Raw genomic sequence first — 12,704 nt, 5'->3', positions numbered from 1 at the left:
GGTCACGGAAGCGTTTCGAACAAAACACGAAGGGCATACGTTGTGCCCATGCATGTGCTGTTCGTGTGCAGCGGAAACGTTTGCCGGTCCGTCATTGCCGAACGACTGACCCTCGCGGTGGCCGCCGACCACGGACTCGATGACCTATCGGCCGAAAGCGCCGGCGTGCGCGCACTGGTCGGTTTCCCGGTGGAACCGCTTGCCGCGCAGACCATCACCGGGCTCGGCGGCGATCCGGGCAATTTCAAGGCCCGCCGCCTCAAACCCGAAATGGTGCACCGCGCCGACCTGGTGCTCACCATGACCGACAAACTCCGCGACCAGGTGCGCGAGCTGGTGCCCGAAGCCCTCCCCCGCACCTTCACCCTGCTCGAGGCCTACCGCATCGCCAAGGTCAGCGGCGCCCGCACGGTGGTCGGATTGCACGCCGCCCGTGACGATCTCGCCTATGTGGGCCGGGAGAACATCTCCGATCCGGTGGGGCTGTCCGCGCAGGCGTTCTGCGAGGTCGGCGATCGCATCGCCGAAGCCCTGGTGCCGCTGCTGCTCGCGCTGCACGCCCATCAGCACCCGCAGGCCACCATCGATCCCCGGGGCGAGGGCGGCGATCAGCGCCCGCAATTGCTCGTACTGCCCGGCGGCCGTGGACAATCCGGCAAACCCGCCCAGCCGGGCAAACCGGTCGGACCGGCGGGCGCGCCGGGCGCCCAACATGCTTCGCGCACCGGAACTTCGGCGCACTAGGCATCGAAGTCGCAACGAAACCCTGCGTGTCAATGCACCTGTCTGCCCGCTTGGTCCGGTAAAGAGCTACACTTCCGCGCGGAACACCACCGCCGGCCGGTGGTTCGACACAGGAACAGGATCAAGGACATGCCGAAACGAATTTCGGATGTTTCGCTCCATGTTTACGTGACACCGCAGACTCTCGATCATGTCGTTCAGACGGTGTGCCGCATTGTCGACGACCATGTGGCGGATCGGGATATCTTCGCCTGGAGGTTCACGCTTCCGGTCGAATGCGATGATCCGACGCATACCGTCTTGGAAACCCAATGGCGTCTGGACAATCCGGACGACGAGCCCGGGGACCGGCGAACGTACGAGATCGCCCTCTCCCTCGTCGGCGAGGCCCGGCAGCTTACCAAAGCCGGGATCGCCAAGCTGGAACAGCAGCTGATCCTCGGTCTCTCGGCGGACGAACCCATCCCGTACATCGTGCACGCGCTGCAACGGGAGAACTTCGAACTCGAAGAGAACCGGGAACTCATCTGACGCAAAACGGATGCGGCCCGCATCCTGATGGATGCGGGCCGGTGGCGCGGAGGATGAAGAACAACGCGGGCCACGCCTTGTCAGCGTGACCCGCGAGATTCGGAAAGAGACTCAGCGGCGCGCCGGGAAGTGCCGGATCACGCCTTCCTGCACCGTGGTCGCCAGCAGATCCCCGCCGCGCGAGTAGAAATGCCCGCGCGCCAGTCCGCGCGACCCCGCCGCTACCGGCGATTCCGTCGCGTACAGCGACCAGTCGTCGAACCGGAACGGCCGATGGAACCAGATGGAATGGTTCACCGTCGCCGCCAGGATCCGGTCGTGCCCCCACGACAGCCCGTGCGTGGTGATGATCGAATCCAGCACCGTGGTGTCGGACGAATACGCCAGCGCCGCAACGTGAATGATCGGATCCTCGGGCAGCGGCCCGTCGGTCCGCATCCACACCCGGTTGTAGTCCAGGCTCTCGCCCTTGCCCTTCATGATCCAGGCCGGGTCGTTGGTGTACCGCATATCGATGGGATGCGGTGCGTTGACGAACATTTCGAGCTTGTCTTCCAGCCCGGCGAACGACTCCTCCACGCGCGGCAGCCCTTCCGGATCCGCCACCTCCGGCAGCGGGGTCCCGTGCTCGAGCCCCTTGCCGTAGTCCTGGAAGGCCGCCAGCATGACGAACAGTTCCTGTCCGTCCTGGTAGGCCGTGACCGTGCGATTGGCGAACGAGCGCCCGTCGCGGTGCCGGTCGACGTGGTATTCGATCGGCTTCTTGGTATCGCCGCCGCGCACGAAATGCGCGTTGACGGCGTGCACCGGGCGCTCGGGTCCGACGGTCCGGCCCGCGGCGACGATCGCCTGCGCGACCAGCTGGCCGCCGAAGGTCCGGCTCCACACCTTCTCGGGATGCTGCCCGATGAAGATGTCGGGGCCCTCTTCCGCCAGATCCAGGATCCGCAGCAGGACCCGGAGATCGTCGGATAGACCGGTCCCCTCGGGGTCCGCTACGGACTCCGCGGACGGCTCCGCGCCCAGTGACGCACTCACCCTAGTGGTCCTCCTCGCCGATGCGATGCACGTGAATCAGGTTGGTGGAACCGACGGTACCCGGCGGGGAGCCCGCCACGATGACCACGAGGTCACCCTTGTGATACCTCCCGATGGCCAGCAGGGCGTTGTCGACCTGATGGATCATCTCGTCGGTGTCCTTCACCGGAGGAACGATGAACGTTTCGGTGCCCCATGTCAAAGCGAGCTGGCTGCGGATCTCGGCCTGCGGGGTGAAGGCGAGCAGCGGCAGCGGGGTGTGCAGGCGCGCGAGGCGGCGCACGGTGTCGCCGGACTGCGTGAAGGCAACCAGCGCTTTGGCATTGAGACGCTCGCCGATATCGCGGGCAGCGTAGGAGATGACGCCGCGCTTGGTGCGGGGCACGTGGGTCAGCGGCGGCACCCGGGTGGAGGATTCGGATTCCACGGCGTGCACGATGCGCGCCATGGTCCGCACCGCTTCGATCGGGTAGTCGCCGACCGAGGTCTCACCGGAGAGCATGACCGCGTCCGCGCCGTCGAGCACCGCATTGGCCACGTCGGAGGCCTCGGCGCGGGTCGGGCGCGAGTTGGTGATCATCGATTCCAGCATCTGGGTGGCCACGATGACCGGCTTGGCGTTCTCGCGCGCCATCTGCACGGCGCGCTTCTGCACCAGCGGAACCTGCTCGAGCGGCAGTTCCACGCCGAGGTCGCCGCGCGCCACCATGATGGCGTCGAAGGCCAGCACGATGGCCTCCAAATTGTCGATGGCCTCCGGCTTTTCGAGCTTGCCCACCACCGGCACCCGCCGGCCGACCCGGTCCATCACCTCGTGCACGAGTTCGACATCGGAGGGCGATCGCACGAAGGACAGCGCGATGAAGTCCACGCCCAGTTTGAGGGCGAACTCCAGATCCTCGATGTCCTTCTCCGACAAGGCCGGAACCGACACGTCCATGCCGGGCAGCGAGACGCCCTTGTTGTTGGAGACCGGTCCGCCTTCGGTCACGCGGCAGACGACGTCGTTGCCGTCCACGCGTTCGACCGTCAGGCCGACCTTGCCGTCGTCGACGAGCAGCCGGTCACCCGGCTTGGCATCTTCCGCGAGCTGCTTGTAGGTGGTCGAGACGCGATCGTGGGTGCCCTCGATATCGTCGACGGTGATCCGGATTTCCTCTCCGGTAGCCCACACCGTCTTGCCTTCGATGAACCGTCCCAAACGGATCTTCGGTCCCTGCAGGTCGGCGAGAATGCCGACGGCGCGGCCGAGCAGATCGCTGGCCTGACGCACCTTCTTGTAGTTCTCGGCGTGATCGGAGTGCTCGCCGTGGCTGAAATTCAGCCGCGCCACGTCCATGCCGCTCTCGACGAGTTCACGAATACGGTCCTCGGACGACACAGCCGGCCCGAGAGTGCACACAATCTTCGTTCGTCGCATCACGAGAACAACCCTAGACCTGTGACATTCGTCCCGCTGAACGGGCACGGGCTGTCGCGAAAGATATACACCTGCTGTTCAGCAAACACCGGGTCAGTGCCTATTTGCCTCCGCTTCGCTCCGGCGGGTTCGTGGCGCTGTATGTCTCGTTCTTCCCTCCTCCGCTCCTCCGCTTCGCTCCCCCGCTCCGTCAGTCCAGAACGAGACGCGCCACGAACTACTGGGTCAACGGGCTACGTGACGGGCGAGGCGGGTCTCCAGGCGGCTCTGCCCGAAACCCAGAATCAGGCAGATCACCCAGTAGTAAGCGGCGGCCACGGTGTAGAGCCAGAAGAAGTCGAAGGTCGGCGCGGCGGCGTCCTGGGCAGTTCTCAGCAACTCGGTCACGGTGATGGTGGAGGCGAGCGAGGTGTCCTTCACCAGAGAGATGAGGGTGTTGGACAGCGGCGGCACCGCGATGCGCGAGGCTTGCGGGAGGATGACCAGCCGCAACGCCTGCGCGTGGCTCATGCCGACCGCGTAGGACGCCTCCCATTGCCCCTCGGCGACCGAAAGGATGGCGGCACGAACGATTTCCGCGCCGTACCCGCCGACATTGAGGCTGAAGGCGATGACCGCCGCCGGGAACGGGTCGAAGACGATCCCGAGATTCGGCAGGCCGTAGAAGATGATGAACAGCTGCAGCAGCAGCGGCGTGCCGCGAATAATCGAGATGTAGAAGCGGGCCGCCGCCTGCACCGGCCACATCTTCGACATCCGGGCCAGCGCCACGAATACGGCGATGGCCAGGCCGATGACGAAGCTGATCGCGGTGAGCGGCAGCGTCATCTCGACGGTGGCCTTCAGCATCGGCCACAGGTTCTCCCGGATCAGCGACCAGGTCGCGTCGTCGAGAGCCAGGGTGTCGCTCAGCGCGATCGGCATATCGGGTTACTTGCTGACGTCGGTTCCGAAGTACTTCTCGGAGATCTTGGCCAGGGTCCCGTCGGCACGCAGCTCGCCGAGCGCCTTGTTGATCTTGTCGGTCAGGTCCTGGGAATCCTTGCGCGCGGCGAAGGCCATCTTGCTGATCTCACCGGTCTTGCCGCCCACCTGCACATCGCCGGTGCCGTTCTTCTTGATGTACTCGTTCACCGCGAGGGTGTCGTTGACGGTGGCGTTCACGCGGCCGGTCTTCAGCAGCTGCACGGCCTGCACGAAGCCCTCGACGCTGTCCACCTTGCAGCCCGCGCCGGAGGCGACCTTGGACCAGTTGCTGGTGGAGGACTGCGCGCAGTTCTTGCCGTTCAGGTCGGCGAGCGCGTGGATGGAGGAGTCGCCGGTCTTGGTGACGATGACGCCCTCGGAGGTGGTGTACGGGTCCGAGAGCGAATACTTCTGCGTGCGTTCGGGATTCACCGTCACCTGATTGGCGACCAGGTCGAAGCGCTTGGCTTCCAGACCGGCGAAGATGGAATCCCAGGTGGTGGTGACGAACTCGACCTTGCGACCGATCTTGTCGCCGACGGCCTTGATGACCTCGATGTCGTACCCGGTGAGTTCGCCGTTCTCCTTGTAGCTGAACGGCGAGTAGGTGCCCTCGGTGCCGACCTTCAGGGTGTCGGAGTCGGAGCTGCTGCTGCAGGCGGTGATACCGGCGGCCACCACGACGGCGGCCAGGGCGGCGAAGAGCTTACGACGACGCACGGCGGGGAACACCTCTCCTCGAGCGTGGTACGACCACGCGACAAACAACCGGCAAAGGGTACGCCACAATCCGACCACTCGGCACGACAATGCTCACGTCGCGCGTAAACCTTGCGCGTTTTCCGGTGGTGATGATAGCGGCGGGCGGGCACCGCCCTGCCCGGTGGTGCCCGCCCGAAGTCGGTGTGTCGCGCGCCCGGCGCTAGTCCTTGAGCGGGCGGCCCTGCGGGTCCGGCACCTTGTCGACGAGGATCAGAATGCCGTCGACCAGGCCCCAGATGCTGCCGATACCGCAGGTGACGATGGTGACGACGAGCTGCAGCACGCCGATGGTGCTGTAGCCCAGGTAGAAGCGGCCGATGCCGAAGCCGCCCAGGAAGATCTGCAGCAGGCCCGCGGTCAGCTTGCTCTTGTCCGAGTACGGAACGCCGAACACATTGCGGCCGAAGGGCGCCTCCGGATCCGCGCCGTAGGGCGTGGGCTGACCGTAACCCGGTGCGCCGTAGGGCTGCTGGCCGTACTGCGGCTGACCGTACTGGGGCTGCGGCTGCGCGCCGTAGGGCTGCTGCTGGTCGAACTGCGGCTGCTCGTAGGGCTGCTGCGGCTGACCGTACTGCGGGCCCGTGCCGGGCGCGCCGTACTGCGGGCCCTGTTCGGGCTGTTTGTTGAACGGGTCGGTCACTCGATCCTCCTGAAACGCCGGGCCGGTCAGCCCGATACCGGGTGGTCAGGAGTCATTCTTGCCCGAGTCGACCTTGTCCGTCTTGTCGAGTTTCACATCGTCCTTCGCCACCGGCTCGGAATCGCCGGATTCTGCGGTGTTATCGCCGGGCTCGCCGGATTCGTTGCCGTCGGACGGTGATTCGGAGTCGGCCTCCGGTTCGGATGCCGCCGGACCCGCCGGTTCGGATGCCACCGTGCCCGCCGCCCCGAAGGCGCGCAGCGCGCCCAGCTGCCACGGCCACGGCCGCTCGATGCCCGGCCGCAGTTGCTCCGGCGTCTCCCGGCCCTTGGTGGCGAACACGAAATACGCGACGGCGCAGAGGAATACGACCGCGGAGGTGAAGGAGTTGATGCGGATGCCCGCGATGTGGGTGGCCTCGTCATCGCGCAGCAGTTCGACGAAGAACCGCCCGAAGCAGTAGATCGCCACGTACAGCGCGAACAGCCGCCCGTGCCCGATCCGGAACTTGCGATCCAGATACAGCAGCACCGCCACGCCGAGCAGATTCCACACCATCTCGTACAGGAAGGTGGGCTGCACGATCTTGATGATCACGCCGGACGAGGTGCCGTTCATCATGTCCGGGGTGGCGCCGGAATACCGCTCGTAGATCTCCAGACCCCACGGCAGGGTGGTCTCGCGGCCGTAGAGCTCCTGGTTGAAGTAGTTGCCGAGCCGCCCGATGGCCTGCGCCAGCAGAATGCCGGGCGCCACCGCATCACCGAAGGCGGGCAACGGGATTCGGTACATGCGGCAGGCGATCCAGGCGCCGAACGCGCCCAGCGCCACCGCGCCCCAGATGCCGAGACCGCCCTGCCACACCTTCCAGAAGTCGCCCGGGCGCCCGCCGGGCCCGAAGTACTTCTCCCAGTCGGTGGCCACGTGGTACAGCCGCCCGCCGATAAGACCGAACGGCACCGCGAACATGGCGACGTCCAGGACCATGCCGGCCTGTCCGCCGCGCGCCTGCCAGCGCTTCTCCCCCAGCCAGATGGCCGCGACGATGCCGATGATGATGCACAGCGCGTACGCCCGCAGCGGGAAAGGTCCGAGGTACCAGACGCCGCGGGCGGGGCTGGGAATGTAGGCCAGAACGTCGGCGCCGGTGCTCTCGGCAAGGGCTCGTAAGGTCACGCGCCCACCGTACTGGAATCTTGTCCGAGAGCGCCGCTGCCCATCGCCACGCCGCGACTCGCCGCCACTAGCGCGCCTCCACCAGTTCCAGTTGTTCCTTGTGCTCCTTCTCGCTGACCATGGTCAGGATCAGCAACAGCACCGCTCCGATGCCGCCGCCGATGAGAATCGCGAAACCGCCGTTCCAGCCGAAATGGTCGACGGTGTAACCGATTACGGCGCTGGCCGCGACCGAGCCGCCGAGGTAGCCGAACAGGCCGGTGAAGCCTGCCGCCGAACCGGCCGCCTTCTTCGACACCAGTTCCAGGGCGTGCAGGCCGATCAACATGACCGGTCCGTAGATCAGGAAGCCGATGACGATCATGCAGGCCATGCTGATGCCGGGCGAGTCCGCCGGAGCCATCCAGAACACGATGACCGCGACCGTCACCAGGCCCATGAAGAACACGCCCGTGGCGCCGCGATTACCGCGAAACACCTTGTCCGACATCCAGCCCGCCAGCAGCGTGCCCGGAATGCCCGCGTACTCGTAGAGGAAGTACGCCCACGAGGACTTGTCCAGGGTGAAATGCTTGACCTCTTTGAGATAGGTCGGCGACCAGTCCAGCACGCCGTAGCGCAGCAGGTAGACGAAGACGTTCGCGAACGCGATGTACCAGAGCAGCTTGTTGGGCAGGATGTACTGCCGGAAGATCTGCTTGGCGGTGAGTTCCTGCTCGTCCTTGGCCGAATAGTCCGGCGGATAGTCGTTCTTGTACTCCTCGATCGGCGGCAGCCCCACCGACTGCGGGGTGTCGCGCATCATGAAGTACGCGAAGATCGCCACCGCGATGGCCAGGAACGCCGGCATGTAGAACGCCGAACGCCAGTCGTGGAACCAGGCCATGCCGATCAGGAACAGCAGCGGCGGCAGGCCGCCGCCGACATTGTGCGCGGTGTTCCACACCGAGACGATGCCGCCGCGTTCCTTCTGCGACCACCAGTGCACCATGGTGCGCCCGGACGGCGGCCAGCCCATGCCCTGGAACCAGCCGCAGACGAACAGCAGCACGAACATGATCAGCACGCTGGAGGTGGACCATTCCACGAAGCCCATGAAGAGCATGACGCTCGCTGACAGCACCAGGCCCAGCGGCAGGAAGACGCGCGGATTGGAGCGGTCGGAGATCAGCCCCATCACGAACTTGGAGATGCCGTAGGACAGCGAGATGGCCGAAAGCACCAGGCCCATCTGGCCTTTGGAGTAGTCGCCGTGCTCGCCGTCGGTGAGGTACGGGATGGCCAGCGCGAAGTTCTTGCGAACCAGGTAGTACGCGGCATACCCGAAGAAGATGCCGATGAAGATCTGCCAGCGCATCCGCTTGTAGAGCGGATCGACCTCGTTGTCGGGCAACCGCTCCTTGTGAGGGGCGGGTGCGAGAATGCTCAACATATTGCTGAACATTAACTAACTTCTCAGCACCTTCTCAAATCGCACGGTTAAGGGCGATAAAGCATGCTTGACAAACGAATTCGACCATTTTCATTAGTTAGCCAAACAGTAGCCACAGGCCATTCTCCGGAATACGAAAAGGGCGCGTATCGAGTTCGATACGCGCCCTTGCCGTTCGGGGAATTACGAGGCGACGCCCGCCGAGCGCACGCCGTGGGCGAGCTCCTCGGTCAGCTTCGCGACCGCGCCCAGGCCCTCGGCGGCGGCGCTCACCAGCGCCGAACCGACGATGACGCCGTCCGCGTAGGAAGCGATCTCGGCGGCCTGCGCGCCATTGCGCACACCCAGGCCGACGCCGATCGGGATGTCGGAATGCGCGCGCACCCGGGCGCACAGCGCCGGAGCCATGTCCGATACCGCGTCACGGGCGCCGGTCACACCCATGGTGGAGGCGGCGTAGACGAATCCGCGCGAAGCTTCCAGGGTCTTGACCAGGCGCTCCTCGGTGGAGGACGGCGCGACCAGGAAGATGCGATCCAGATTGTGGGTGGACGAGGCGATGAACCAGTCGTCGGCCTCCTCCGGAATCAGGTTCGGCGTGATGAGCCCGAGGCCGCCCGCCGCCGCGAGATCGCGGGAGAAGGGTTCGACGCCGTACTTCAGCACCGGATTCCAGTAGGTCATGACCACGGCCTTGCCGCCGGCCTGGGAGATGGCCTCCACGACCTTGAACACGTCGCGCACCCGCACGCCGCCGGCCAGGGCCTGTTCGGCGGCGCGCTGGATGGTCGGGCCGTCCATCACCGGATCGGAGTAGGCGACGCCGACTTCGATGATGTCGCAACCGGATTCGACCATGGTGCGGCACACGTCGATGGAGCCCTGCAGGTCCGGGTAACCGGCCGGCAGGTAGCCGATGAGCGCCGCGCGGTTCTCCTCGCGGGCCGCGGCAAAGGTATTGGCGAGACGGGACTGCTGGCTCACGCCTCGGCCTCCTTGTCGAAGAGCCCGAACCAGCGGGCGGCGGTGTCCATGTCCTTGTCGCCGCGACCGGACAGGTTCACCACGATGATCTTGCCCTCGCCCAGTTCCCGGCCCAGCTTCAGCGCGCCGGCGACCGCGTGCGCGGACTCGACGGCCGGGATGATGCCCTCGCTGCGGCTCAGCAGCATGAGCGCGTCCATGGCCTCGGTATCGGTGATCGGGTAGTACTCGGCCCGGCCCCGGTCCTTGAGGTAGGCGTGCTCCGGGCCGACGCCCGGGTAGTCCAGACCCGCGGAGATGGAATGCGATTCGATGGTCTGCCCGTCCTCGTCCTGCAGCAGGTACGAGTACGCGCCCTGGAACGCGCCGGGCGAGCCGCCGGTGAAAGTGGCGGCGTGGCGGCCGGTTTCGACGCCGTCGCCCGCGGCCTCGTAGCCGATCAGACGCACCGACGGATCGTCGATGAAGGCGTGGAAGATGCCGATGGCATTGGAACCGCCACCGACGCAAGCGGTTACGGCATCGGGCAGGCGGCCGGTCATGGCCTGCACCTGCTCGCGCGCCTCCAGGCCGATGATGCGCTGGAAGTCGCGCACCATGAGCGGGAACGGGTGCGGGCCCGCGGCGGTGCCGAAGCAGTAGTAGGTGCGGTCGGCATTGGTGACCCAGTCGCGCAGCGCCTCGTTGATGGCGTCCTTGAGCGTCTGCGAACCCGTTGTCACGCTGACGACTTCGGCGCCGAGCAGCCGCATGCGGGCCACGTTCAGCTGCTGGCGCACGGTGTCGACCGCGCCCATGTAGATGATGCATTCCAGGCCGAGCAGCGCGCACGCGGTGGCGGTGGCGACGCCGTGCTGGCCCGCGCCGGTCTCGGCGATGATGCGGGTCTTGCCCATGCGCTTGGCGAGCAGCACCTGGCCCAGCACGTTGTTGATCTTGTGAGATCCGGTGTGGTTCAGGTCTTCCCGCTTCAGCAGGATGCGCGCGCCGCCCGCGTGCGGGGCCAGGTTCTTGCATTCGAACACCGGCGAGGGACGGCCGGTGTAGTCGCGCTGCAGGCGGTCCAGTTCGCCCAGGAAGCCCGGGTCCAGCCGCACCTTCTCGTATTCGGCGGTGACCTCTTCGATCACGGCCATCAGCGCCTCGGGCACGTGGCGGCCGCCGTAGACGCCGAAATGGCCGCCGGTATCCGGTTCGTGCGCGCTCTTGTGCGCGACGCCCGCACTGGCCTCGGGCAGGCCGAGGGTGTTCTTACCGGGGATGTTCGTCTGTGTCATCGGCTCTTTCACCGGCCCCGCCGGACCGGCTTCGGGCAGGAGGGATGGGTTCCGGCGGTGACCAGTTCGGCCACCGCGGCGCGCGGGTCACCGCTGGTGACCAGGCCCTCGCCGACGAGCACGGCGTCCGCGCCCGCACCGGCGTAGGCCAGCAGGTCCGCGGTGCCGCGAATGCCGGACTCGGCCACACGGATGATCTCGCTGGGCAGACCGGGGGCGATACGCGAGAACACGTCGCGATCCACCTCGAGGGTCTTCAGATTGCGGGCGTTCACGCCGATCACGCTGGCGCCGGCCAGCAGGGCGCGGTCGGCTTCCTCTTCGGTGTGCACCTCGACCAGCGCGGTCATCCCGAGCGATTCGGCGCGATCGATGAGAGACTCCAGCACGGCCTGCTCGAGCGCGGCCACGATCAGGAGGATGACATCCGCACCGTGTGCACGGGCCTCGTGGATCTGGTACGGGCCGACGATGAAGTCCTTGCGCAGGACCGGGATGTCGACCGCGGCGCGCACGGCGTCCAGATCGGCGAGGGAACCGCCGAAGCGGCGCTGCTCGGTCAGCACGCTGATGATGCGGGCGCCGCCGTCCTCGTAGGCGCGGGCCAGGTCGGCGGGGTTCGGGATGTCCGCGAGCGCGCCCTTGGAGGGGCTGGCCCGCTTCACCTCGGCGATGACGCCGATACCGTCCGCGTGCAACGCGGCCTTGGCGTCACGCGGGGAAGGGGCCTTGGCGGCGGCGGCCTTCACAGCCTGGAAGTCCAGGAGGGCTTCGCGCGCGGCCACATCCGCGCGGACCCCGTCGAGAATCGAGTCGAGTACCGTCATCTGGCTCGAATCCTTTCTGGGGAGACGGACTTGCTGCCTGAGAAATCCCCCCAGGCGCTGTCTCACCGATGCTGATAAAGAGTAAATGGCTATGTTCCCGTGCTTGACGCCGGGTCTGTCCGGGCGACCGGGTTCCGGTCCCCCACCTGCTCAGCGGGCGTGGTGACCCGCGTCCCCGCTACCTGGATCATCGTGTGCGGCAGGGGTATTGGTTTCGATATCGGTCGGATCGACGCCTTCGTCGAGCGCATCCCACAGCACGCGGCCGGAAAGCTGCTGTTCACCGCCTTGCGGCGACCCGGATTCGGCCTGCTGCGAACGCACGTGATGCTCGGCGACCTGCTCGGCCGCCGACAGCTTCCGTTTGGCCGGATTGTCGTACTTGCCGGACATCTTGGGCGCGCCCGCCGACGTCCGGACCAGCAGCAGCCCGGCGAGGAACGCGGCCACCGCGCCCGCGAGAGACAACACGGCGGGCAATGTCGAGGTCGTCACCGCCCCCGCATGGTCGCCACCGTGCAATTCGGCCAGCCGTGCCGCCCGGTCGGCGGTCTCCCCACGCCCGACCAACAGGGCGTACCCCGGCACCGCCGCGACAGCGGCCAGCACCGCGACCACCACGCCGATGCCGCGCCTGGCCCAGCCGTGCGTGGCGAAGACGGCCGCGATGGTGGCCAGGAAAACCAGCGCCAATGGCGTCAGGGCGCCGAACCACACCCCGCCGTCGAGATCCTTCGTCCGCGGCAGCCCGTAATCACTGGTGATCTCGAGGCTGGCCCACGTCATCCGCGAAGACCCCCACAACAGCACCGCCGCGAGCGCGAGCAGTACCACCGGCACGATGGGCCTGCGCCCAGCCTTGGCCGCGTCCGCCTCGGCGGCCCGCGCATCAGCTGCGGCCTGCGCC

13 protein-coding genes are annotated in these 12,704 nt (G+C 66.7%); 2 read left to right on the top strand and 11 right to left on the bottom strand.

Going from position 1 to position 12,704, the window contains the following annotated elements; translation table 11 throughout:
- Positions 1-48 precede the first annotated feature (48 nt).
- On the top strand, positions 49-744 hold the full coding sequence (locus tag NY1_RS27885) for an arsenate reductase/protein-tyrosine-phosphatase family protein (protein ID WP_084535431.1): 696 nt from the start codon (positions 49-51) through the stop codon (positions 742-744).
- 168 nt (positions 745-912) lie between these two features.
- Positions 913-1,275 (top strand): hypothetical protein, encoded by a 363-nt coding sequence (locus tag NY1_RS27880; protein WP_233035876.1) that lies wholly within the window; start codon positions 913-915, stop codon positions 1,273-1,275.
- A 111-nt stretch (positions 1,276-1,386) separates the two neighbouring features.
- Here the strand turns inward: NY1_RS27880 and NY1_RS27875 are convergent, their stop codons facing one another.
- The 11 genes from NY1_RS27875 to NY1_RS27825 form a co-directional block, all read right to left on the bottom strand.
- A complete protein-coding gene (locus tag NY1_RS27875) occupies positions 1,387-2,301 on the bottom strand; it encodes an acyl-CoA thioesterase (RefSeq protein ID WP_067720046.1) in 915 nt (304 codons plus the stop codon).
- 13 nt (positions 2,302-2,314) lie between these two features.
- Positions 2,315-3,736 carry a pyruvate kinase gene (pyk, locus tag NY1_RS27870; protein WP_084535429.1) on the bottom strand — a complete coding sequence of 474 codons (1,422 nt, stop codon included), beginning with the start codon at positions 3,734-3,736 and terminating at the stop codon, positions 2,315-2,317.
- A gap of 222 nt (positions 3,737-3,958) precedes the next feature.
- Entirely contained in the window at positions 3,959-4,657 is a 699-nt protein-coding gene (locus tag NY1_RS45435; protein ID WP_067719661.1) for an amino acid ABC transporter permease, read from the bottom strand.
- A 6-nt stretch (positions 4,658-4,663) separates the two neighbouring features.
- Positions 4,664-5,419, bottom strand: coding sequence for a transporter substrate-binding domain-containing protein (locus NY1_RS45430; RefSeq protein ID WP_067720041.1), 756 nt, complete (start codon positions 5,417-5,419; stop codon positions 4,664-4,666).
- Between the two features lie 202 nt (positions 5,420-5,621).
- A complete protein-coding gene (locus tag NY1_RS27855; RefSeq protein ID WP_067719659.1) occupies positions 5,622-6,101 on the bottom strand; it encodes a TM2 domain-containing protein in 480 nt (159 codons plus the stop codon).
- 45 nt (positions 6,102-6,146) lie between these two features.
- The gene (gene lgt, locus NY1_RS27850) at positions 6,147-7,277 is read right to left on the bottom strand and encodes a prolipoprotein diacylglyceryl transferase (RefSeq protein WP_084535427.1); all 1,131 of its coding nucleotides are present in this window, start codon (positions 7,275-7,277) and stop codon (positions 6,147-6,149) included.
- Positions 7,278-7,344: 67 nt separating this feature from the next.
- Positions 7,345-8,709 (bottom strand): glycerol-3-phosphate transporter, encoded by a 1,365-nt coding sequence (gene glpT, locus NY1_RS27845; protein ID WP_067720038.1) that lies wholly within the window; start codon positions 8,707-8,709, stop codon positions 7,345-7,347.
- A 183-nt stretch (positions 8,710-8,892) separates the two neighbouring features.
- Positions 8,893-9,693, bottom strand: a complete 801-nt coding sequence (gene trpA, locus NY1_RS27840; protein WP_067719656.1) for a tryptophan synthase subunit alpha — start codon at positions 9,691-9,693, stop codon at positions 8,893-8,895.
- Complete coding sequence (gene trpB / locus NY1_RS27835) at positions 9,690-10,970, bottom strand: tryptophan synthase subunit beta (RefSeq protein WP_067719653.1); 1,281 nt, start codon at positions 10,968-10,970, stop codon at positions 9,690-9,692. Before trpB ends, trpA begins: the two co-directional genes overlap by 4 nt.
- An 8-nt stretch (positions 10,971-10,978) precedes the next feature.
- The gene (gene trpC, locus NY1_RS27830) at positions 10,979-11,797 is read right to left on the bottom strand and encodes an indole-3-glycerol phosphate synthase TrpC (protein ID WP_067719651.1); all 819 of its coding nucleotides are present in this window, start codon (positions 11,795-11,797) and stop codon (positions 10,979-10,981) included.
- Positions 11,798-11,947: 150 nt separating this feature from the next.
- Positions 11,948-12,704, bottom strand: a 757-nt coding sequence (locus NY1_RS27825; protein ID WP_233434518.1) for a TIGR02234 family membrane protein, incomplete at its 5' end; no start/stop codon positions are given.

The organism is Nocardia yamanashiensis NBRC 100130 (genome assembly GCF_001613325.1).
GTDB lineage: Bacteria > Actinomycetota > Actinomycetes > Mycobacteriales > Mycobacteriaceae > Nocardia > Nocardia yamanashiensis.
This window is presented reverse-complemented; position numbering and strand designations above follow the sequence as displayed.